General features: G+C 41.6%; 18 protein-coding genes and 1 pseudogene. 14 read left to right on the forward strand and 5 right to left on the reverse strand.

Translation table 11 applies throughout. The annotated features are described in order from the left end of the window. Positions 1–704: 704 nt before the first annotated feature. From FTU77_RS14840 to FTU77_RS14860, 5 genes are all read left to right on the forward strand, one after another. Complete coding sequence (locus tag FTU77_RS14840) at positions 705–2,078, forward strand: MFS transporter (RefSeq protein WP_180035039.1); 1,374 nt, start codon at positions 705–707, stop codon at positions 2,076–2,078. A 360-nt stretch (positions 2,079–2,438) separates the two neighbouring features. Beyond that, the gene (locus tag FTU77_RS14845; protein WP_180056114.1) at positions 2,439–3,884 is read left to right on the forward strand and encodes an aldehyde dehydrogenase family protein; all 1,446 of its coding nucleotides are present in this window, start codon (positions 2,439–2,441) and stop codon (positions 3,882–3,884) included. A 117-nt stretch (positions 3,885–4,001) separates the two neighbouring features. Then, a complete protein-coding gene (locus FTU77_RS14850; protein ID WP_373685143.1) occupies positions 4,002–4,532 on the forward strand; it encodes a DUF1287 domain-containing protein in 531 nt (176 codons plus the stop codon). 367 nt (positions 4,533–4,899) lie between these two features. Continuing rightward, the gene (locus FTU77_RS14855; protein WP_180026228.1) at positions 4,900–6,384 is read left to right on the forward strand and encodes a sodium-dependent transporter; all 1,485 of its coding nucleotides are present in this window, start codon (positions 4,900–4,902) and stop codon (positions 6,382–6,384) included. A gap of 1 nt (position 6,385) precedes the next feature. Continuing rightward, a complete protein-coding gene (locus FTU77_RS14860; RefSeq protein WP_180056115.1) occupies positions 6,386–6,493 on the forward strand; it encodes a methionine/alanine import family NSS transporter small subunit in 108 nt (35 codons plus the stop codon). A 75-nt stretch (positions 6,494–6,568) separates the two neighbouring features. Here FTU77_RS14860 and rsmB read toward each other — a convergent pair whose 3' ends face one another. Continuing rightward, on the reverse strand, positions 6,569–7,876 hold the full coding sequence (gene rsmB / locus FTU77_RS14865) for a 16S rRNA (cytosine(967)-C(5))-methyltransferase RsmB (protein WP_180056116.1): 1,308 nt from the start codon (positions 7,874–7,876) through the stop codon (positions 6,569–6,571). Beyond that, a complete protein-coding gene (fmt, locus tag FTU77_RS14870; RefSeq protein ID WP_180056117.1) occupies positions 7,876–8,835 on the reverse strand; it encodes a methionyl-tRNA formyltransferase in 960 nt (319 codons plus the stop codon). The genes rsmB and fmt overlap by 1 nt, the downstream gene beginning before the upstream one ends. A gap of 437 nt (positions 8,836–9,272) precedes the next feature. Between fmt and ilvD (FTU77_RS14875) the strand changes: the two genes are divergently transcribed. The 4 genes from ilvD (FTU77_RS14875) to FTU77_RS14890 all read left to right on the forward strand — a co-directional run bounded on the left by ilvD (FTU77_RS14875) (position 9,273) and on the right by FTU77_RS14890 (position 15,392). Beyond that, on the forward strand, positions 9,273–11,102 hold the full coding sequence (gene ilvD, locus FTU77_RS14875; protein ID WP_111885144.1) for a dihydroxy-acid dehydratase: 1,830 nt from the start codon (positions 9,273–9,275) through the stop codon (positions 11,100–11,102). 863 nt (positions 11,103–11,965) lie between these two features. Then, positions 11,966–13,651: a dihydroxy-acid dehydratase gene (gene ilvD / locus FTU77_RS14880; RefSeq protein WP_180056118.1), complete on the forward strand. Its 1,686-nt coding sequence runs from the start codon at positions 11,966–11,968 to the stop codon at positions 13,649–13,651. Between the two features lie 150 nt (positions 13,652–13,801). After that, positions 13,802–15,124 carry a hypothetical protein gene (locus FTU77_RS14885; RefSeq protein WP_180056119.1) on the forward strand — a complete coding sequence of 441 codons (1,323 nt, stop codon included), beginning with the start codon at positions 13,802–13,804 and terminating at the stop codon, positions 15,122–15,124. Continuing rightward, on the forward strand, positions 15,105–15,392 hold the full coding sequence (locus FTU77_RS14890; RefSeq protein ID WP_078191648.1) for a chorismate mutase: 288 nt from the start codon (positions 15,105–15,107) through the stop codon (positions 15,390–15,392). The genes FTU77_RS14885 and FTU77_RS14890 overlap by 20 nt, the downstream gene beginning before the upstream one ends. Positions 15,393–15,461: 69 nt before the next feature. On the opposite strand, the pseudogene FTU77_RS14895 reads toward FTU77_RS14890, so the two are convergent. After that, positions 15,462–16,793 (reverse strand): annotated as a pseudogene (locus FTU77_RS14895) (ISNCY family transposase). Positions 16,794–17,416: 623 nt separating this feature from the next. Here FTU77_RS14895 and FTU77_RS16180 point away from each other — a divergent pair. The 5 genes from FTU77_RS16180 (at position 17,417) to FTU77_RS14920 (ending at position 21,494) form a co-directional block, all read left to right on the forward strand. Then, positions 17,417–17,695, forward strand: a complete 279-nt coding sequence (locus FTU77_RS16180; protein WP_004871185.1) for a metalloregulator ArsR/SmtB family transcription factor — start codon at positions 17,417–17,419, stop codon at positions 17,693–17,695. Between the two features lie 10 nt (positions 17,696–17,705). Then, positions 17,706–18,725: a permease gene (locus FTU77_RS14905; RefSeq protein ID WP_180056120.1), complete on the forward strand. Its 1,020-nt coding sequence runs from the start codon at positions 17,706–17,708 to the stop codon at positions 18,723–18,725. A gap of 24 nt (positions 18,726–18,749) precedes the next feature. Continuing rightward, entirely contained in the window at positions 18,750–18,989 is a 240-nt protein-coding gene (locus tag FTU77_RS14910) for a thioredoxin family protein (protein WP_180056121.1), read from the forward strand. 86 nt (positions 18,990–19,075) lie between these two features. Next, positions 19,076–20,137 carry an ArsO family NAD(P)H-dependent flavin-containing monooxygenase gene (locus FTU77_RS14915; protein WP_020846547.1) on the forward strand — a complete coding sequence of 354 codons (1,062 nt, stop codon included), beginning with the start codon at positions 19,076–19,078 and terminating at the stop codon, positions 20,135–20,137. A gap of 619 nt (positions 20,138–20,756) precedes the next feature. Then, the gene (locus FTU77_RS14920; protein ID WP_180056122.1) at positions 20,757–21,494 is read left to right on the forward strand and encodes a sulfite exporter TauE/SafE family protein; all 738 of its coding nucleotides are present in this window, start codon (positions 20,757–20,759) and stop codon (positions 21,492–21,494) included. A 3-nt stretch (positions 21,495–21,497) separates the two neighbouring features. Here FTU77_RS14920 and FTU77_RS14925 read toward each other — a convergent pair whose 3' ends face one another. Then, on the reverse strand, positions 21,498–22,406 hold the full coding sequence (locus FTU77_RS14925) for a LysR family transcriptional regulator (RefSeq protein ID WP_180056123.1): 909 nt from the start codon (positions 22,404–22,406) through the stop codon (positions 21,498–21,500). A gap of 115 nt (positions 22,407–22,521) precedes the next feature. Then, positions 22,522–23,826 (reverse strand): solute carrier family 23 protein, encoded by a 1,305-nt coding sequence (locus FTU77_RS14930; protein ID WP_180041602.1) that lies wholly within the window; start codon positions 23,824–23,826, stop codon positions 22,522–22,524. Positions 23,827–24,160 lie beyond the last annotated feature (334 nt).

Here is a 24,160-nt window from a genome sequence, read left to right on the forward strand (position 1 = left end):
CTTCCCGAACTCAGAAGTGAAACCTCTTAGCGCTGATGGTAGTGTGGGGTTACCCATGTGAGAGTAAGTCATCGCCAGCTCATTATTCGAAACACCCCCTGACTAGTGCAGGGGGTGTTTTTTTATGTGTGGAGAAAAGGGGAAAAGAAGATAAGCAGAAGCATAAAACAGGGAGATGATAAAAATATTGATAGATTGTGGCTTGAATTATTTAAACATGGATGATTATTAGACAATAAACGCATTTAAAAATCATCAATTGAAGGAATTCTCAGCTTAAAAATGTCGGAAAACCTGAATGTAAGTCAGCTAAAACAACAGTTTAAATGCCTAATTATCGACTTAAGTGATGGCTGATGCCTTATGATTTAGAAATCTACGACCTAGATCGTAGAGTCTGGTTTTTTTCTATAAAATTTGAGTTTTATTCTGACAATTTTCATATCAAATAATCTATCGTCTGATTGTGATTTAGCTTCTAGTAACACATTGAAAATTAATCATTATAAAAACTAGACCCACAGTCCATCGACTTTTTTATGTATAAATATTTCAAAAATATCCGAGTTTTTATGACATTTTATTCCCAAACAACATGGATATATCTGAAAGGTATGGGTCTATACCTTTGTAATTTTGGACAATTTACAGTCAAAAACGGCATTGTAGCGAAAAATAAAACTCACAATTGGAGGTGAGGTTCAATGTCTACAAGCACAATGAATGTGAATAGCGTTGTCGATAACGCTAAGTTCACAAAATCGCATTTCAGCATCATGATGTGGTGTCTAATTCTTATTTTATTTGATGGTTACGACTTAGCGATCAATGGTGTTGCGCTGCCTTTATTGATGAAAGATTGGGGATTAACAGCTGTTCAGGCAGGTATGCTAGCGAGTACAGCACTTGCAGGGATGATGTTTGGTGCCATGATGTTTGGTACTTTGGCTGATAGGATTGGCCGTAAAAAAGTTATCATGATTTGTGTATTTTTATTCAGTACATTCACATTTTTAGGCGGTTTTGCATCAAATCCAACGGAATTTGGCGCGTTACGTTTTATTGCTGGACTTGGCATTGGTGGGGTATTACCGAACCTTGTGGCATTGACATCTGAATATGCACCTAAGCATCTACGCAGTACTTTAGTGACCACCATGTTCAGTGGTTATGCAATGGGTGGCATCATGGCGGCTCTCTTTGGTTCATGGTTTACTGCGGATTATGGTTGGCAAATCATGTTCTTCATTGCGGGTATTCCACTGTTACTGTTGCCATTTGCTTGGAAATTTTTACCTGAATCGCTCACATTTTTGGTGAAGGTGAATCGTCATGATGAAGCACGTCGTATGATTCAAACCATTGCACCTGAACAAACCGTGACTGCAAATACTCAACTGGAACTGACTGAAGTTGCGGTTCCGGGTGGAACGTCTGTTAAAGCGTTGTATAAGCAAGGTCGTGGCGTAAGTACGATGTTGTTTTGGCTGTGTTTCTTTATGTGTCTATTAACCCTTTATGCATTAGGCAGTTGGTTACCAAAACTAATGATGGCCGCAGGTTATTCATTAGGTAGCAGTTTGACGTTCCTATTGGCGATGAATATTGGTGCGGTGATTGGTACGATTGGCGGCGGTATTTTAGCTGACAAATTCCATTTAAAACCGGTGATCATTACATTATGTCTCGCAGGTGCTGTGGCACTATCGTTACTCGGCTTTAATTCACCACAGCCTGTGATCTATCTTTTGGTTGCAGTCGCAGGTGCATCGGCAATTGGTTCGCAAATCTTGCTGTATAGCTATGTTGCACAGTACTATCCGTTGTCTGTACGTTCGACAGGTATTGGTTGGGCTTCTGCAGTTGGTCGTACAGGTGCGATTGTTGGCCCTATTCTGATCGGCTATTTATTATCACAAGAATTGCCACATCAAATTAACTTTATGGCCGTAGGAATTCCAGTAGTCATCGCAGCGATTGCAGTGTTCTTTATTCGCAAAGCTCAAACGGATGAAGAAGTTGCTGCTTTAGAAAATGTGAATAAGGCTTCAGTGAAAACACAACGTTCATATAGCTAAATCATAGATTTAAAAAGCCCGTCATTTGATGGGCTTTTTTCATGTTGTATTCACATTTTTTATTATTAATTTAGTTTGGAAGAATTTATTAATATTATGATAAATAATGAGATTTTTTATTTTAAATAACTTTTCTAATTTAATGTCATTGTTATATAGAGACTCGATCATCATTTTTTCAGTGCAAGCATAGATCTGAAAATAGGGATGGTATTCAGGGCAATTAGGTAGCTGAGTTTGAGGCTTGTGGTTCATTTTGTTACTTAAATATAGTGAACTCTGTGTTCAGTCAGCGCATGATAGAGGGCATAGATTTATTCACATTTATCAATAATGTCTCAAGATCATGGAAATATCGTCATGTCCAAAGCCGTACAAGATATAAAAGACTATCCGCTCTATGTTGCAGGTAAAGCAGCGACTACCGATCAGTGGTTAGAAGTGGATCAAAAATATACCCAAGACGTATATGCACGCGTTGCACTCGCAGATGCTGCAACCATTGAAAAAGCCATTGATTCAGCGGTTAAATCTAGCGCTGCAATGGCGGCATTGGAACCTTTTCAAAAACAAAAAATCTTACTGCACTGTGTTAAACGTTTTAATGAAATGCGTGCAGAATTGACTGAAATTTTAATTGCGGAAGGTGGAAAACCGTGTAAAGCCGCAGCTGCTGAAGTTGAACGTTTAATTAATACCTTTCAAATTGCTGCCGATGCTGTCACACAGATGGATGATGGTCGCATGATCCCATTGGCGGTTACTGCAGCGGCATCTGGCTATCAAGGCATGGTCAAACATGTGCCGATAGGCCCTGTATCCTTGATCAGCCCGTTTAATTTTCCGATCAATCTGACTGCGCATAAAATTGCACCTGCCATTGCCGCAGGCTGTCCATTTGTTTTGAAGCCTGCAAGTTTGACGCCTATTTCAGCTTTAAAAATTGCGGAAGTTTTGGCAGAAACGGATTTACCTAAAGGTGCTTTTTCAGTTTTACCTTGTCCACGTGAACATGCAGATGTCTTGGTAACAGATGACCGATTTAAACTGCTCAGCTTTACCGGTTCCGATGTTGTCGGCTGGGATATGAAAGCGCGTGCGGGGCGTAAAAAAGTGACTTTGGAACTCGGTGGCAACGCTGCTGTATTGGTTGAGCCTGATACTGAAATTTCAGCGGCATTTATTGAACGCTTAGTCGGTGGGGCGTATAACCATGCAGGGCAGGTGTGTATTAGTGTTCAACGCATCTTGGTGCATGCCGATATCTATGCCGATGTAAAGAAAAAACTCGTGGCGAGAATGAAGCAGCTTAAAGCGGATGATCCACAGTTGGAAAGCACCATGGTCGGTCCAATGATTAAGGAAGCAGAAGCAACACGCGTGCATAAATGGGTCGATAAAGCAGTCAAAAAAGGAGCTAAAGCTTTGGTTCGTGGTGAACATCAGGGGGCTTTGCTCGATCCAATTTTATTAGAAAATGTCGATGAATCGCTAGAAGTGTATAAAGATGAAATCTTTGGCCCTGTAGCGATTTTAGAGAAATACAAAAACTTTGAAAAAGGTATCGCCAAAATTAATAGCAGCCGTTTTGGTTTACAGGCGGGCGTCTATACGCAAAATTTGAATAAAATGTTGTATGCGTGGAATCACTTAGAGGTCGGTGGAGTGATTATTAATGACATTCCATCTTTCCGTGTTGATAACATGCCATATGGTGGCGTAAAAGATTCTGGCTTAGGTCGTGAAGGGATTCAGTCTGCCATTCGAGATATGCAAGAAGAACGCGTATTGGCGATAAAACTGTAGCAGTTTAAACTTGGGCTTGGTTCAGTATGGATCTGTTCGAAGCCCAGTTTTTGAATCATTTCAAAAAATCTAAAGTGAATAAGAAAAATGAAACGAATTTTATTATTGGTCAGTTTGATGACCGTGAATATGGCTGTCTTTGCCTTTAACGCCACTCAAATGGTGACGGATGCACGCAGTCAAATTGGGAAAACCTTATATTATGATCCTGCGTATACTGCACTGCGTTATCCAATGGGAGATGTCCCTTTAATCAAGGGTGTTTGTACCGACGTGGTAATTCGTGCATTACGACAGCAAGGGATTGATTTACAACAAACCATTCATGAAGATATGAAAGCCAATTTTAAGCAGTATCCACAAAAATGGGGCTTAAAAAGTACTGATAAAAATATTGATCATCGGCGTGTTCCCAATATTCAAACCTGGATGCAACGCCAGGGCTATGTAGTCAAAGATAAGCAGTATTTGGCAGGTGATATTGTCACTTGGGACTTAGGGCGTGGTTTAGTGCATATCGGTGTGGTTTCAGATCGTAAAATGAAAGGTAGCGGGGTTCCGCTGATCATCCATAATATAGGAGAGGGCACACAGGAAGAAGATCTTTTGCATGCCTATCAAATTACCGGACATTATCGAGTGAAATAACTTTAAAAATTTAATTGGAAATAAAATATTCCTAAAAGTTATATTATTAATAACTTAAATTGTATGAAAAATAAGCTGATTAAATGAACATTTAAGCCTAAACACATTATAAAAATGGAATATTTGCCGTAGAAATTACAGAAAAACTTAAAAAAAGTGAGTATTGTTAATTCATACAAAGGGAAAGTTATTTGTGGTGTTTTTAACCAAAATGCGCATGTAATTTTTCTGTTTGCAATTTGGTATAGACGCTCACAAGGTATCTCACCAGATCAAACACCCAGAATTTTATTTTTATGGTTCTTTTTTTGCTCGCGATATAACCATAACAAGCAGCAGTTAAAGATGCCTGAGGTTTAGGTGTTCTATGTCAGATAATCGTGAAAACTGGTCGGCACGATCAGGATTTATCATTGCCGCTATTGGTTCCGCTGTAGGTTTGGGAAACATTTGGCGTTTCCCTTACGTAGCATATGAAAATGGTGGCGGTGCATTTTTAATTCCCTATTTAATTGCAATTTTTGCAGCGGGTTTGCCTTTATTATTCTTAGATTATGCAGTGGGGCATAAATTCCGAAAAGCACCGCCAACTGCATATAAAAAACTTATGAACAGTGAGGCATTAGGCTGGTGGCAAGTGATGGTGACACTCATCATCGGGATCTACTATGCCAGCGTATTGTCATGGGCCGGTAGTTACATGTATTACGCCATTGGACAACAATGGGGCTCAGATACGGAAAGCTTTTTCTTTAAAACCTATCTACAAAATGGTGATGGCTTAACATTTGGTTTTGTTCCGACTTTATTTGTTGGTTTAGTCATTGTTTGGGCTGTGGTGATGTTCATTCTCTATGGCGGTGTACGTCGTGGTGTAGAACTTGCCAATAAAATTTTTATGCCGTTATTGATCGTGTTATTTAGCATTTTAGTCATTCAAGCATTGCGTCTACCGGGTGCGGCAGAAGGCTTAAATGCATTCTTTACGCCAAACTGGGAAGCGATGACCGACTATAAAGTATGGTTAGCAGCCTTTGGTCATATCTTCTTCTCGTTATCGATTGGTTTCGGGATCATGTTGACCTATGCGTCTTACTTAAAAGCAAAAACCAACTTAACCGGTTCAGGTGTAGTCGTTGCATTAGCCAACTCATCATTTGAAATCTTAGCGGGTATTGGCGTCTTTGCAGCACTTGGTTTCATGGCACAAAGTTCAGGTGTACCTGTAAAAGAAGTAGTATCTGGTGGTATTGGTTTAGCCTTTATTGCCTTCCCGAAAATCATTTCGAGTATGGGGGCAGGCGGTGATTTGTTTGGCTTCTTGTTCTTTGCTTCGTTGGTGGTTGCAGGGATTACCTCTATGGTGAGTATCTTGCAAGTGCCAATTGCCGCGTTTCAAGACAAATTGGGTTGGTCAAAAAATAAAGCTGTAACGATTGTTGCGGGCGGTTCAGCAATCGTATCTACACTTTTATTCTCTACACAAAGTGCCATTACTTTTGTTGATATCATTGACTACTTTGCCAATAACATTGGGATCGTGGGTGGTGGTTTACTCTCTATTATTTTGGTGTCGTGGTTCCATCGTCCATTGATGAAACAATTACAAGAGCATGCAAATCAATACTCAAGTATCAAGTTGGGTCAAGGTTGGAATTTCTTATTGACCGTGATCACCCCAATTTCATTATTGGTTGCACTTGTATTGACGATTAAGGCTGTCGCAACTGAAGGTTATGGCGGTTATCCTGCAACGACACTTTGGTTGGTGGGTGGTTCGGTATTGGCCTTCTTTGTATTGGGTTCTGTTCTATTAAGCTTGTGTAAAGACAAAGGTCCAGAGGAGAATTAATATGAATACATCTGCAATGATCATGATGATTTTATCAATTGTTTTGCTTTGGGGTGGTTTGATCTTAGCGTCGATTCATTTAGCAAAACATCCAGATGAAGAAGATTAAGCTTCATCGCTGATAAAAAAAGGAACCCGAGGGTTCCTTTTTTTATGTGGTACTAAAAGCAAATTCTATTGCAGATTAAGCTGTTTTTTGAATACGACAGTAGAAGAAGCCATCGCCATAACCCGCTTTCGGGAACAGTTGACGACCATGAATTTGTTCAACGCCCCATTCTGCTTCAATTTTAATTTCTTGGGCATCGGCATGATTGGCAAAGAACTCAACCATTTGCTGTTCGTTTTCAGCTTTTAAAATCGAGCAAGTGATGTAAAGCAGCGTACCGCCAACTTTAAGTTGCTTCCACATGTTTTCCAAAATTTGCTTTTGTAATACTACTGTTTTCGCAATGTCGCCCGATTGACGTAGTAAACGAATATCCGGATGACGACGCATTACGCCGACAGCAGTACACGGTGCATCGAGCACGATACAATCAGCAAGCTCAGGAGCAGTGTAAGTGACAGCATCGGCAGTTTGGATTTCGACATGTTTACCATCGAGAACTAAACGATCAAGGTTTTCAACTACACGTTTCAGGCGCTTTTCATCTTGGTCGAGTGCGATGAGTTTCTTTGGTTGGAAGGTCTCTAAAATGTGTGCGGTTTTACCACCCGGCGCAGCACAAGCATCAATCACAAATTTACCATCGAGATTTGGTAAGAGTGTTGCACACAGCTGAGCATGTTCATCTTGTACCGAGAAACCACCTGCTTCAAAGCCCGGCAGGCTTGGAATGTGTAGGCTTTCGTCCATCACAATGCCGACATTAGACAGTTCACAACGATGTGCATCGATGCCTTCATCTTCCAAAATATCGAGGTATTCGTCACGGCTCACTTGACGTGTATTAACACGTAACGTCAGTGGTGCAATTTGTTTAAGCTCATAGCTGAGCTCGTCAAATTGTTCACCCCAGTCTTTTTTCAAACGTTTAGATAACCAACTAGGTAAATTGGTCGCTTGTTCAAGTACGTCGTAGAACTGTTCTGTTTCACGTGTTGCACGGCGCAAAATCGCGTTGATTAAGCCACTTAGACTGCCCATACCCAATTGTTTTGCAGCTTCCACCGTTTCAGAAATTGCAGCGTGAGCTGCGACACGGGTACACAACAATTGGTACAAACCAAGGTATAAACAGGTTTCAACCACTTGGTTATCTATTGGTTTTGACAGTAATGGTAAAGTCAGTTGTTTCAATGCATACCATTGACGTAAACAACCGAGTACCAATTCATGGAATAACGCACGGTCTTTATCTGACACGATATTCATTTGCTGCGCGAGTACTGATTGCAGCGATTGACCATTTTGGACAGCCAATAACGTCTTCACTACCTGAGCACGTAAATTAAGGTCTCGGGTCGAGGCGTTGGGAGATTGCTTCATTATAAAATTTGTCCAATAGTCAATTTTTGGGTTTGTAAAATTTGTACAGGGTTGAGTGGTTTAGCACCCGGCCATTGCAAAGAAGTCAAAATAATCACGCTGCCATTGGCACAGGCAACGTGTATGCCTTTTTTGTCGATGGCAATGATTTCACCTGCTTGAGCATTCGGTGCAGATTCAGTTGAAAGTTCAGAATGCCAAACACGTAAATTGTTTTGTTCATCCAACTGAATAAATGCCACCGGCCACGGATTAAAGGCGCGAATGTTACGATCGATTTGTACGGCATCGATAGACCAATCAATTTTTGCTTCGGCTTTTGATAGTTTATGTGCATAAACCGTTAACGCTTCGTCTTGAACTTCACGGCTGTCTAAATATTGCTGCAAAGTTTGTTCAGTGTTTAAAACGGCAGCAATTGCGGTTGCACCTTGCTCTGCAAGTTTGTCATGCAAAGTTGCAGAGGTATCTGTTGCTTCAATCGGGCAGATGGTTTTATACATCATGTCGCCAGTATCAAGTCCGGCTGCCATTTTCATAATGGTCACGCCAGTCTCGCGATCACCTGTAGCGATGGCACGTTGAATCGGCGCTGCACCGCGCCAACGTGGCAGCAATGAACCATGAATATTCAGGCAACCATATTTCGGGGTATCTAGCACGACTTGCGGCAAGATCAAACCATAGGCTGCAACCACCATAACATCGGCATTTAAGGCCTTTAATTCCGCTTGTGCGGCTAAACCTTCTTCAGTCGATGATTTGAAATGAAGGGGTTGGTAAACAGGAAGATGGTGCTCTAAAGCCAATTGCTTTACGGCAGAAGCTGTGAGTTTTTGTCCACGTCCAGCTTTGCGGTCAGGTTGAGTGTATACCGCAACAATTTCATGTTGTGTGTTGAGCAATGCAGCTAGTGCTGTTGCGGCAAATTCTGGCGTACCGGCAAAGATGATTTTCAAAATGAATGAACCGAATCTGTGTTGAATATGTGGATTATAGCAAATGATTAATGCGTAATTTAGAACATTAGAAATTGATTTTTGCAACTTTGAAGCTGTCCAAGCTCAATGATTTCATAACCCAAAATCGCAAATTTGCAATTTTTAAATAAATTATATTTATATAAAATTTAAAAATTATTCATGAAAGTTTTGTATTGTGCAGCCATTGATGGCGGTATAGTAGATTTCAGTTAAAAGATTTTTGTCGTCAAATCACTCGTTTTTATTGATAGACCCATCTGCCCAAATCTCAGCTTAAAAAGCCATCTTTAAAAACAATGGCTTGGTGTATGATAGGTTTAAAATTCGACTGATTTTACATCATTGTCAGTATGATTTAGCCAGAGTGAATCTGTAGGATTCATTTCAAGCTCAAACTTTGTTGGAAATATAAAATGCCTGACTATCGTTCAAAAACATCGACACACGGAAGAAATATGGCGGGTGCGCGCGGCTTATGGCGCGCAACTGGTATGAAAGATGAAGACTTTGGTAAACCAATTATTGCCGTCGTGAACTCATTTACTCAATTTGTACCGGGTCACGTTCATCTTAAAGACCTTGGTCAACTCGTGGCGCGTCAAATTGAGCAAGCAGGCGGTGTAGCCAAAGAGTTCAATACCATTGCGGTTGATGACGGTATTGCGATGGGTCATGACGGTATGCTGTATTCATTGCCTTCACGTGACTTGATTGCAGACTCTGTTGAATACATGGTGAGCGCACACTGTGCCGATGCCATGGTATGTATTTCCAACTGTGACAAAATTACTCCAGGGATGTTGATGGCGGCAATGCGTTTGAACATTCCAGTGGTATTTGTCTCTGGTGGTCCAATGGAAGCGGGTAAAGTTAAAATCCGTGGTAACGACAAAGCCATCGACTTAATTGATGCCATGATTGTGGCTGCAGATGACAACTATACCGATGAAGAAGTAGCAGAATACGAACGCTCTGCATGCCCAACTTGTGGTTCATGCTCAGGTATGTTCACCGCAAACTCAATGAACTGCTTAACAGAAGCATTGGGCCTGTCTTTACCGGGTAACGGTTCTACACTGGCAACACATGCAAACCGTAAAAAATTATTCGAACGCGCAGGCTCTTTAATTGTTGAATTGGCTAAACGTCATTATGAACAAGATGATTACAGCGTATTGCCACGTGAAATGGTGACCAAAGCCTCGTATGAAAATGCCATGACTTTAGACATCGCGATGGGTGGTTCAACCAATACCGTTCTACACCTGTTGGCGGCTGCCAATGAAGCGGGTGTTGATTTCACGATGGATGACATTGACCGTTTATCTCGCAAAGTGCCTGTTCTATGTAAAGTTGCACCTGCGAAAAACGACGTACATATGGAAGATGTACACCGTGCTGGCGGTATCATGTCCATTCTCGGTGAATTAGACCGTGCAGGCTTATTGGACACATCTGTAGGTACTGTTCACGAAGCAAGCTTAAAAGATGCTTTAGATAAATGGGACATTATCCGTACTGAAAATGAAGACGTTTACCAATTCTTCCGTTCAGCGCCGGGCGGTGTACCAACGCAAACTGCATTCTCACAAGATCGATATTACCAACGACTAGATGGTGACCGTGAAAATGGCGTGATCCGTAATGCTGAACATGCGTTCTCGAAAGACGGTGGCTTAGCTGTGCTTTACGGCAACATTGCGCTCGATGGTTGTATCGTAAAAACTGCGGGTGTAGATGATTCAATCTTGAAATTCAACGGTACTGCACGTGTGTTTGAAAGCCAAGATTCAGCAGTAGAGGCGATCTTGGGCAATGAAATCAAAGCCGGTGATGTGGTTGTGATTCGCTATGAAGGCCCACGTGGTGGTCCGGGTATGCAAGAAATGTTGTACCCAACCAGCTACTTAAAATCGAAAGGTCTAGGCAAAGAATGTGCATTATTGACTGACGGTCGTTTCTCGGGCGGTTCGTCAGGCCTGTCTATTGGTCACGTTTCACCTGAAGCAGCAGAAGGTGGTGCAATTGGTTTGGTGGAAGATGGCGATTTAATCGAAATTGATATTCCAAACCGTACCATCAACCTTGCTGTTGATGAAGCAACCATGGCCGCTCGCCGTGCAGCGCAAGAAGCCAAAGGTTGGCATCCAGTTGAAGAGCGTCCACGCAAAATTTCGAAAGCATTGAAAGCCTATGCAATGCATACTACGAGTGCGGCGAAAGGCGCAGTACGTGAAATATAAGCTTTAGATTTTTAAATAAAAAGCACTCCAAATGGGGTGCTTTTTTATGCAAGTAATATTTTATAAATCCCCAACTTTTGCTATGGAGAGGTGCGACAGGAAGTCGCACATTTGCCCGTATAGCAGGGATGCTATATCGGGCAGACAAAGGCTTTTGTTTACTTTTGACCTGTCAAAAGTAAGGAGTGCCTACGAGATAGCATTTGAGTTTTATTGTTTAGTATGAGGCTGTATGGGAAAGAATATAAAACCTAAACTCATACTTTCTGCGGTGATTTTTTTATTTTGATTTTCACTAAATTGAATATTGTGGAAGCTTATTTTTATAGTCTCTAAATTTAAAAAAATGACACGACGGAGTCTTATGTTTTTAAAGCAAATTTTAGGAGCTCTTATGTTACTTTTGTTTTGGCAAAAGTAATCAAAACCATTTGTCATCTGCAAAACCTGTCCACTTAAGATTCTAAAATTTTTTTTTGCAAAAACAGTTCATTCAAATGCTTCGCAGGTTGCGGATGACATTCCCGCGTATCAGAGATTTGATAAAATTTAATTCATTATAAATCTTTACTTAAGTCGTTTTGTGTACTGTATTCAAAAATAAAGTGACGTTCCCTCTCCTTTTTAAAGGAGAGGGCTAGGGAGAGGATTTCGATGGAAAATTCCTCTCGTACAAACCTTCTCTTACGTCATGTAGGGCTCATGGAGAAGGGACTTTCAATATTAATTTGATTGGTAATGTAGGGATCACCTTTTGACTTTTGCAAGAGGTCTACTGTATTACGCCGTTTTAATTCTATACAATAATTTTAAAAGAATCCACCAAGGCTGAAGCCAAAATCAGCCATCGCCAAGGAAGAACAATGAGTAAAAATAATATTCGCGAACATTCTGCGCCTGTTTATGAAGGTATCGAAAATGCGCCTGCACGTTCCATGATGCGTGCAACAGGCTTCCAAGATGCAGACTTTAAGCGCCCATTTATTGGCATTGCCTCGACTTGGGCCAATGTTACCCCTTGTAATATGCATATTGATGGTTTGGCGCGTGAAGCTGAGAACGGGGTCAATGCTGCAGGTGGTAAAGGCATTATTTTTAATACCATCACCATTTCTGATGGCATTTCCAACGGTACAGAAGGCATGAAGTATTCACTGCTGTCGCGGGAAATCATTGCCGACTCTATTGAAGCTGTGGTGGGCTGTCAGGCCTATGATGGCGTGATTGCGATTGGCGGCTGTGACAAGAACATGCCGGGTTGCATCATGGGCTTGGCGCGTTTAAACCGTCCGGGTCTGTTTATTTATGGCGGCACCATTAAACCAGGAGCTGGTCATACCGACATGATTTCGGTATTTGAAGCAGTCGGTCAGCATGCCAAAGGCGAAATCAATGAAATTCAAGTGAAGCAGATTGAAGAAGTCGCGCTGCCGGGGCCGGGTTCGTGCGGTGGTATGTATACGGCCAATTCGATGGCTTCAGCGATTGAAGCACTGGGCATGAGCTTGCCCGGGTCTTCAGCACAGGAAGCGGTCTCCGCGGATAAAATTGCCGACTGCCAGCGTGCAGGTGAAGCCGTAATGAACCTGCTGCGTTTAGATATTAAGCCGCGCGACATTATGACCAAAGCTGCTTTTGAAAACTCGATTAAAGTGCTAATTGCCTTAGGTGGGTCAACCAATGGTGTGCTGCATTTGATTGCCATGGCGCATACCGCAGGTGTGGAACTCTCTTTGGATGATTTTGTGCGTATTGGCAAAGATATTCCTGTGGTGGCCGATGTGCGTCCATCGGGTAAATATTTAATGTCGGAACTGATTGCTATTGGCGGCATTCAACCGCTCATGAAACGCATGCTGGATGCCGGCATGCTCGACGGTTCTTGCCTCACCGTTACGGGCAAAACTTTGGCGGAAAACTTAGCCGATGTAGAGGATTATCCTGAAGGTCAGCAAATTATTTTGCCGTTTGATGCGCCAATTAAAAAGGATTCACACTTGGTGGTGCTAAAAGGCAACCTGTCACCGACAGGTGCCGTGGCTAAAATTACCGGTAAAGAAGGGCTGTATTTTGAAGGGCCTGCGCGGGTATTTGAGGGCGAGCAGGGCGCCATGCGCGGTATTTTAGATGGCGAAGTACAAGAAGGCGAAGTGGTAGTAATCCGCGGTGTCGGGCCGAAAGGTGGGCCGGGTATGCCGGAAATGTTAAAACCGACTTCAGCGATTATTGGTAAGGGCCTAGGCCAATCTGTTGCACTGTTGACTGATGGGCGTTTCTCGGGCGGCAGCCATGGTTTTGTGATTGGGCATGTGACACCAGAAGCCTATGAAGGCGGCCCAATTGGCTTGGTCAAAAACGGCGATAAAATATCAATTAACGCTGAAACTCGTGAAATGACGTGGCATGTGGCTGAGGATGAAATTGCTGCACGTCGTGCGGCCTGGGTCAAACCGAAACCAAACTATACCCACGGCGCTTTGGCAAAATTTGCCAAGCTGACCTCTGGCGCGGAAAAAGGTGCAGTGACTGACCTAAATCTAGACGTCTAATCCATTGTAAAACATTGAACATTCAGCCCTGACTTGATATAAGTTTTGCACAAGGCTTATATCTCATTTAAAACAGCTTCATAATAGAAGTTGAATTTAAGCATGTGCTGGCAGGTTCGGTACAATTCATCATTTTGAGGCAAAAAACGCATGTCACTGTTACGCCGTTGGTTCGATCCAATCCGATCGAGTTGGTTTTATCAGAAACCGACCCGACAAGCGGTGTTACCCACGGAACAAGGTCTGAGTGTTTATCTTCGACTGGATGATGTCTATAGCTATTTGGCTGCGCAGCAACTGCCTCAATTAGAAGAAATTCTCAGTGATGAAATTAAACCACTGAAAGTGATTATTTGTCGTCAGAGTGCTGAACCTCCAAATCAAATGTCATCGATAGAATGGCAACAATATTGTCTGAATGATGCCCAAATTTTAGCGCGGCAGCATCGTTTTAGTTTTCATGAAACACCTGAACAACCGACCGCTGAAGCTTTAGAACAAGCCGAAATTATTCTAAAAAATACGCCATTACGCAGCCAAGATTTTCTTTATTTACTTGAAGATGTTTTCCACATGCTGTGGCAAAAGCAGTATGGCAAGCTGAGAACACTGTATGCGATGGCCAGTCGCCATCACAAAGCACAGGATTTTCCAGAACGGATCTTTTCTGACTTACCAATTTTGACGGGCTATTTTGAGTTTGGTGAACGTAAGTACCATGCTGTAGATGATTTACTGCGTTTAACGCGCCGTTTAAAACAACAAAAACTTCTGACAGATAACCCGATCTTTATGATCAATCATATTGAATGGCGTGAGCACCTGATCAGTGATGCAGAAGAGTTGAATGAAATTCAGGGACTCGATCCTGAGCTTGATCTCTACATCGCGATGGAAGATCCGATTTCATGGTTACTGTTGGCTTATATTCGTGAGGAATTGGCGGACTATTATAATATTCAGCTGAATGTGTATCCATTGTCGTATCACGGTCGAGATTTGTTTGACTGGAGTTTGGCAACACGTCTGTCGAAACGGACCGAAGTTAAGTTCACACCATTTTGCCGGCCTACTGAAGCTGCGACATTGGCTATGTCACAGCTTTACTACAGTGCACCCGAAGAGCAGCGTATTGATGTGATGTATCGTATTTTGGAAGCCGTATGGACCAAAGGGCGTGATTTATCCTTCAAAGCACATTTTCAGGCTTTACAGTATGAGTTAGAGATTTCTGAACTGAGCACTGAGGATATTGCTGAAAAATTAAAAGAAAATGATATGCACTGTGAGATGAAGTCACAGCCGGATTTTCCCGTTTTGGAATTACGTATTGCAGGTCAAAGCTATGTATTTAATAGCTTATACCGCGTTTGGATGATTGAAAGTATTTTCAGTAATGTGTTAGAAGAGAAGTATAAAAGTGAAAACACCGCTGAAAGTGAAGCCAGAGAAGATGAAGAAAGAAAAAGTTGAGTCATTAGAGCAAGCCCGCGCACAGATTGATGTGATTGATCAGGGAATTATTGAGCTCATTGCTGCACGTCAGTTTTATGTTGATCAAGCGGTGCGTTTTAAGCGTTCAGTACAGGATGTTCAATCACCAGAACGTGTCGAAGCGGTGATTAGTAAAATTCGTCTACAAGCCACAGAGCACGGTGTAAATGCAGATATTGTGGAACGTTTATACCGCGATATGATTCAGCATTTTATTCAACGTGAGTTGAAAGAGATTCGTCCATAGTTGGGACCGATTTGATGTTATTCCCCAATTAAAATGTCTATGCGATAAACCATTTAAAATGTCCTGTTTTTAACTACAAGAGTCAAGCACAGGATTCAGATTTCGTTGTTGAATCGCTGTTTTCTGTGCACGTCTACTTGGCATCTTTTGAGAACGATTGCGTTTGTTTTGTTGTTCCAGTTGTTCATGCTGTTGTTGAATATGTGCCAGCACAGAACCCAAACGTTTATTCTCAACGATCTCTCTGGTTGAGCTGACTTAATTTATCGAAGAGGCTGTAATTGATTTTTCTTCCCTGATATTCAATGGCTACAGTACCATCCGGATATTCCAGGAACTCAAGATACTTGCCGACCCATCTTTGATTTTCTTCGCTGTTTTCCAAGATATATACGCATTTATCATAAGTAATCGTCAAGCTGTTCGTGACCCTGCGGGGTTCACGCCAGGTAAAAACATCATCTAATTCTTCGGCTGTTTCAGCGATAGGCCGATGTAGATCCTTGGGATTAATGGCCATCTTGGCAAATTTACGATTAAATTGCTCAATAAAGCAGGGCAACCATGCATTGGCTTGCTCAATCGAACTAATGCCTTCCAAACGCATTTCTTTAATCAGACGGTCTTGAAGCGTTCTATTGGCTCGTTCTACACGGCCTTTAGCTTGTGGTGAGTTGGCGAAGATGATATCGATATTGAGGGTACTGAGCACACGTCCAAATTGCGTGATCTTGGTGTCTTTATTGCTGCTTTGATTCACCCTGAAGACTGAATGTTTGTCGCTGTAAAATGCCAATGGCTTACCGTGCTGTTCGATATATAAACGTGTCGAAATCATATAGTCAAAGGCTGACTCTGACGCACAGAAGCGTAAATGCTGCAATTTTCCTGTGGCATCATCGATGAATACTAGCAGACAGCATTTAGGTGCTCGACCTTCAAACCAATCATGGTGTGAGCCATCAATTTGGATCAATTCACCATAACAATCTCGGTTATAACGAGGCTGATATGGTCGTTTCAGGCGCTTGCAGCGAGGGATCCATAAATCGGCTGCAATCATCCAGGAACGCAGGGTTTCTACTGAAAGATCGAGTCCATGTACGGTGGTGAGCTTTTCATGCGCTAAAGTGGGCCCGAAACCATGGAGTTGATCTGAAACAATATTGAGACACTTAAGTCTGAGTTCTTCAGTCTGAGTTCTTCAGGAAGTTTAGAATTGCTGATTTGGCCACGACCGGCATGGGCTAATGCAGCGGGACCTTGAGCTTTGTATTTCTGCAGTAAGCGTCTGATCTGACGTTCTGAAATATGAAGTAGCTGAGCAGCATGGGATTGAGTTATGCGTTGATCGCAGATTTCCTGCAAGACCGACAATCGTTTAAGTTCTTTATCCGACATAGACACCAACATATCAAACCGTCCGCTAAGGAAATTGCAAAAGCGCATATTCTAAAAGCGGACATTTTTACTTTGGAGAAACCGGACATTTCTATTTTGGGCTTACAAAAGCATTTCGTATAACCTCTATTATGTTAAATGGAATCCTCTTTAGTTGAATATTCATGCTTATAAGTGGTGTGTAAATCTTAAGTGAGAAAATCACTTTTATTTCAGCACACGTCAGATGCCGTGATCGCAGAAATTACCGAATTTTTGCATCATCATTTTGATCTCAATCATGTGACTGTACAGCTAGAATCAATCGATTATGCTGAACATTGTGAGATGAACCATAAATATCATGTTTCATAGACATCTGACATTTAGTAGTACGTGAAGAAACCCTATATTTTGTATCGTCCATCCTAAGTGGTTTTAGATATTCCTTTGGCACAGTTAGGTACTTTTTTTAAAGAAGATGGAAAATTCATTATTGGGGAAAATGGTAAGTATTTAAAATAAAAACATAATTTATTGTGAAGGCCCTGAAAAATGGTTTTTTTTATTTCCCATGTCACATTGACAATAATCAATATGATTTACATACTGGTTACATTAGAGCCATTTAAGGATAGTGTAGATTGAACAATCTTCAGGCCTGTAATTTATATAAAGCTTTAACCGATGAAACGCGGGTTAAAATTTTACAAACACTGCATTCAGGTGAATGTTGTGCCTGTGAACTATTGAAAAATTTATCAATTACGCAATCTACGCTCTCCCATCATATGAAGTGTCTGACTGAATTAGGTCTAGTCAAGGGAAGAAAAGATGGACGCTGGATGCGTTATTCACTAAATATCCCTTGTACCGAACAGCTCTATTCATTCACTAAAACACTTTTAGTCGGCCAAGGTTAGGGGGATTTAAATGGACAGTATTATTGCAATCTTTGCATGGTTAAATAGCGTCCTGTTGAAAATGACATGGCTATCAGATGGAGTTGCCTGGTTCGTTGAAAATATCTTAGGTTTATCGATTGCCACGCAAGTCGGTGGCAGCGTGCATTTTTTTATCTATGATGTCATTAAAATTTTTATACTTTTAAGTGTCCTGATCTATTCACTGTCGTATATCCAGAGCTATTTCCCTCCAGAACGAACCCGACAAATTCTGGGACGCATGAAAGGGATTAAAGCCAATATCATGGGTGCCTTACTGGGAACCATTACCCCATTTTGTTCATGTTCATCTATTCCTATCTTTATTGGTTTTACTCGGGCCGGTTTACCTGTCGGCGTAACATTCTCTTTTTTGATTTCCTCTCCTTTGGTCGATTTAGCTTCCATTATTTTACTCGCGAGTATCTTCAACTGGAAAATTGCCATGATCTACGTGGTACTTGGTCTGATTCTGGCAGTCCTAGGTGGTTCACTCATCAGCTTTTTCAAAATGGAAAGGTATGTCGCTGAATTTGTAACGCACAATAATGCGGTGCAAGATGATGAAAATTTTAAAATGTCCGCGAAAGAGCGTCGCGAATTTGCCTGGGAGCAGGTGGTCGAAATCTTCCGGAAAGTTTGGATCTATGTCTTGATCGGTGTCGGTATTGGTGCTGCGATTCATAACTGGATTCCAACGCAGTGGATTACTGCCTTATTAGGGCAAGACCATTGGTATTCAGTGCTTGTTGCGACTGTGGTCGGCATGCCGATGTACGCAGATATATTTGGATCTTTACCTATCGCAGAAGCATTGGTAGCTAAAGGTGTGGGCTTAGGTACAGTTTTGGCCTTTATGATGGCGGTGACAGCGCTTTCTCTGCCATCGTTAATTTTGTTAAAACAGGTCGTGAAGAAACAATTGCTCAGCCTTTTTGTCGCGATTGTTTTTGTTGGTGTTTTAATCATTGGATATAGTCTAAATTTAGTTGGTCAGTTCTTTATATAAAAAAGCAGTCTCAGGAGATTAGAAATGCAGATTAAAGTTATGGGTACAGGTTGTCATAAATGTAAGGCTTTACTAGCAGCGACAGAAAAAGCAGTGAAAAGCAGTGGGGTACAAGCTGAAATTGAGTATGTCACGGACATAATTAAGATTGCTGAAACAGGTTTGATGAGTACGCCTGGTCTAGTCATTAATGATAAAATTGTCTCAAGCGGTAAAGTATTAGAAGCTCCAGCAATAGCTGAGTTAATTGAAAAAAATAAGTAAATTGAGTTATTGAAATTTAATATAAAAAACCAGTTGCTCCGGCAACTGGTTTTTTATATTAAAGAAAAATGAAAGGGGAAAGGGCTTTGAATCATAAACAGAATGAAACGGATGTGATCATTATCGGTGGTGGGCAGGCTGCTTTATCTACGGCTTATTTTTTAAAGCGAAAAAAAATACCATTCATTATTTTAGATGATCAAAATCAAGCAGGTGGAGCCTGGTTACATGCCTGGAATTCTTTGCGTCTATTTTCACCGAATAGCTGGAGTTCCTTACCAGGTTGGGTTATGCCGAATACAGAACAAACGTATCCGACCAAGAAAGAAGTTATTGAATACTTGCAGCAATATGAGCAGCGTTACCACTTTCCGATTATTCGTCCTATATATGTTGATCACGTCAAAAGCGAAGGAGAGGCATTGAGTGTGCATGCAGGTGAACAGTTATGGAAAGCCAAGGCTGTAGTCAGTGCAACGGGCACCTGGAGTCATCCTTATATCCCATCTTACCCGGGCCAAGAAAATTTTAAAGGGCTGAAATTACACTCCGCCCATTATCAAAATGCAGAACCGTTTAAAGATAAGCACGTCATGATTATCGGTGGTGGAAATTCCGGAGCACAAATTTTGGCTGAAGTTTCCCAAGTGGCAGACACTCTTTGGATCACGCCAACACCTCCTCAATTTTTAGCAGATGATGTTGATGGCCGTATACTATTTTTACGTGCGACAGAGCGTTTAAAGGCAAAATTAGAAGGCGGCACAATAGATCAGCCTGTTGGCGGTCTAGGTGATATTGTCATGATTGATTCAGTCAAAGATGCACGTTCACGAGGAGTTTTACATAGTGAGCGCCCGTTTTCGGCTTTTACAGAAGATGGCGTGATTTGGGAAGATGGATCTTTTCAACAGGTTGATGCAGTGATTTGGTGTACTGGATTTAAAGCGACTTTAGACCATTTAAAGCCACTTGGAATAGTAGAGGAAAATAATACGATACTGGTTGAAGGAACAAGATCAGTAAAACAACCCAACCTATGGTTAGTAGGATATGGTGAATGGACTGGACCTGGTTCAGCAACGCTGGTGGGTGTTTCAAGGACCGCGAGAACAACTGCTGAGGAAATTTCCGAATTTCTGGATTAAAATTTTGACCTATTTGTCTTGAGCAAGAAATAGCACAACAAATGGCAAATAAAACTCGTTATTTGGGTGCTATTTTTGTGGGCAAAATAAAAAGTTAAAAAATCAGTAGAAACCCGGCTTGGAAACAAGTCGGTTTTTTGGGTTTTCGCCACCGATTTTTTATAACATAACCTTTTGAAATATAACACTATTTATTTTGATGCGAAGTATGATTTTAATTTCCTGTTGGAAAGCCATGAAACATCCATTGTATGCCCCATAAAATAATTAGAATTAAAATTACGAAAAAGATAATTTCTAATTTTTTCATTTTTAAAGTTCTACTAAAATTAACATAATACACGTTATACGAAATTCTTGAAATTTTACTATAAGTATCAATATCTTATTGAAAACCGTTCCAGTAAACAGCATATTGGAACGGTTTTTATATTACTATTCAACCAATACGCTTATAACTTATTCAAAATCAGAAGAGTTTGTTTAGCCCATCTACGCTATCTGCTTTAGACGCTATAACCTAGCCTCAACTTTTTATTGAGGCTCTATTCCAAAAACACTGATTTTTCAAAGCGCCTGAATTGCATAGCATAGAACCAATTCTTCAGCGAGTTTCGCCATGATTTGGTTCGTCATCACAGTTTTTGCAATTGCAGGTCTGATTAAAGGCACGATTGGGTTAGGCCTGCCTGCGGTATCGATGGGCTTACTTACCATTGTGATCAGTCCATTTCAGGCAGCCACATTATTAATCATTCCATCTATGGTCACCAACTTTTGGCAACTATTTGCTGAAGGGCAGGTATTGCGCCTAATTCAACGCTTTTGGCCCTTGTTACTTGGGATTATCGTCGGTTCAATTTGGAGTATTTTTCCAACTTTAGGACATGGTGAATTTAAAAGTGAAGCTTTACTGGGGGGCATGTTGGCACTATACGGACTGTATGGGCTTTGTGCCAAAAGCTTGCCGAACTTTGCACCACATGAAAAATGGCTATCTCCAATGATCGGTTATCTTGGTGGAGCGCTGACTGTTGCGACAGGTGTGGTGGTGATCCCTGTGGTGCCATATTTGCAAGGTTTGCAACTCAAACGCGATGATCTCGTTCAGTCACTCGGTTTGGCCTTTACCACGTCGACTATTTGTTTGGCAGTGTTCTTACAGCAAAATCCTGTGGAAGATCTTCCGATTGATTATGCCATGTCAGCCATGGCACTGGTTCCTGCGCTCATTGGTATGTGGGCAGGGAAAAAAATCCGTTACCGCATTCCAGAACAAAAATTCCGTAAGGTGTTTTTTATCGGGTTGATTGCCCTCGGTAGCTATATGATGCTGCACCAGTTTGGCGTGATTTAAAGCCTAGACTTGGCCATCTAAAGTAGATTTTTCTGACAGTAGAAACTGACTGAAATGCTGATAATTTAAGGGTAAATCATCAAAATTACGTGCGGTGAGGAGCAGTTTTCGATTGGCCCATTCACCGCTGAGCTCAACTTGGGCAAAGGCATATAAACTGATTAATCGTCCGGCCGCACATTTTGGCATGATGGCAATGCCCACACCATTCGCCACCACTTGGGCGATCGCGGCAAAGTTCGGCAAACGCAGCCGATACTGAATTTCACAGCCGAATAATTTGGCTTGTGCCTCGATCGATTGTTGCAAGGAATGATATTGCATCAAACCGACAAAGGGATAATTTAAAATCTCTGCGGGTTTGACGCTAAGTGTCGAGGCCAATTCATGAGTTATAGGACAGATCAGCACCAACGGATCATCTGCAAACTCAAGTGTTTGTAACTTTTCGGATTTAAAGAAACCCGAAATTAGACCTAGTTGTGCATTGCCTTGTTCAATCGCTGCAATGATGTCTTTAGACTCGGCTTCATGCAGCTCAATTTGTGTGTTGGGATTTTCTAGCAAATAACGTGGTAGCAAGACCGGTAAATATTCACTTTGTGCAGATGAATTACACCATAAGGTCATATTTGAACTTAGCCCATGGGCAAAGGGCAGCATCGCGTGTTCTAATTGTTGCCCCTCACCTAAGATGCGCTGTGCATGTTCAACCAAGGTTTGACCGGCAAGAGTCAGTTTGACCCCTTTGGCTTGGCGAGTGAACAGGGCTGTGCGGTAATGCTGTTCGAGTTTTTTAATCCGTTCACTGGCTGCTTGTAGCGAGATGGCAGAACGAGCAGCGCCTTTGGTCAGACTGCCGCTGTCTACAATGTGCAGCACCAATTGGAGGTCGAACAAATCCAGTCGCATATGGTGTATTCCTTGGCTAATGCCTTATCTTACCGAAAGAGCAGCTATAAAAAAAAGCGACCTTTCGGCCGCTTTTCAAATGAATGTTGTATTCTTTTTTAAATGCTTTGGAGGCTTATTCTGATTTATCGCCCAAGCTAAAGAACCAATTCAAAATCAGCGCTGCAAATGTTGCAGTACCAATACCACCTAAGTTGAAGTTACCGAATTGAAGTGCAAAGTCACCTGTACCTAAAATAATCGTGACTGCTGCCACCATCAGGTTTTTGTTTTTTGAAAAATCAACTTTGTTTTCAATCCAAATTTTCGCACCTGCAATGGTAATTAGACCAAATACAACAATCGATGCACCTGTCAAAATGGCTTGCGGAATGGTATGAATAATCGCACCAAACTTTGGAGAAAGACCAAGGAAGATGGCGAATACACCTGCAAATACAAACACGATGGTCGAGTAAACACGCGTTACTGCCATCACACCAATATTTTCGCCATAAGTGGTCATACCCGGACCGCCGACACCGCCTGAAAGTGTAGTCGCAACACCATCTGCAACGAAGGCTTTACCAATGTGCGGATCGAGGTTTTCACCTGTCATCGCGCCCACAGCTTTGATGTGCCCAAGGTTTTCTGCAACCAAAATCAACGCAATCGGTGCAATGATCAGCATGGCATTGAAGTCAAAGACCGGTGAATGGAAGTGCGGAACACCAAACCAAGCTGCATCTTGTACTGGAACGAAGTTGATTGGTGTGCCATGACCCATGACATTGGAAATGATGTAATACACCAAGTAAGCGAGTAGAAGGCCAACTAAGAGTAATAGACGTTGTAATAAACCTTTGGTGAACACAGCAATCGAACCCATACACAGTACAGTGACTAATGCCATCCACATATTAAAGTTATTACCGGCAACCCCTTTAATGGTCACTGGGGCAAGGTTCAGACCAATAATCATCACCACTGCACCTGTAACGACAGGCGGCATGAGTTTTTCAATCCAACGTGTACCCGTTGCCATCACGATAAAACCAAAAATGGCATATAAGATACCGCAGGCCATGATCCCGCCTGCTGCCATCGCGATATTGGCATTTGGCGCGCCAGTACCTGATGCTGCATAACCGGTTGCCGCGATCACCACACCAATAAAGGCAAAACTAGAGCCTAAATAACTTGGTACACGACCACCTGTCATAAAGAAGAATAGGATGGTACAGATCCCCGACATTAAAATCGCAAGGTTGGCATCAAAGCCCATCAAAAATGGCGCAAGGACAGTTGCACCAAACATTGCAAAAGCATGTTGTATCCCCAATACAACACTTTGCACAGGAGGTAGGTACTCATTTGTACCTACAGGACGTGCATCAATATTGCCTTCGTACGGGCGCCATTTGGGAAACCAATTGGACATAAAATGAGCACTCAATAGATAAATTGTGCACATCATACTCTTGTTTTTTAGAAGATTTAATCTCTTTTAAAAATATTTTATTCAAACTAATTACATGACTTTACATGTAAATTTACCAAATGGTAAAAGTTTTAAGGGTGTAAAAATGGCATTAAATCATGCAATTAATCAAATAGGATAAGAGTCAATACTTCATAAATTTTTCTTATTTTATCAAATGGAGCGTAAAACTCTGTCCTTCAGGTCAGAGATATAAGCGACACGACATGAAGTGTCGTTTGATTTAACTAAGGACTATTTTCCTTGAGTTTTGATTGTTAATATAAGTACATGA

Source organism: Acinetobacter sp. YH12142 (genome assembly GCF_013418435.1).
Lineage (GTDB): Bacteria > Pseudomonadota > Gammaproteobacteria > Pseudomonadales > Moraxellaceae > Acinetobacter > Acinetobacter amyesii.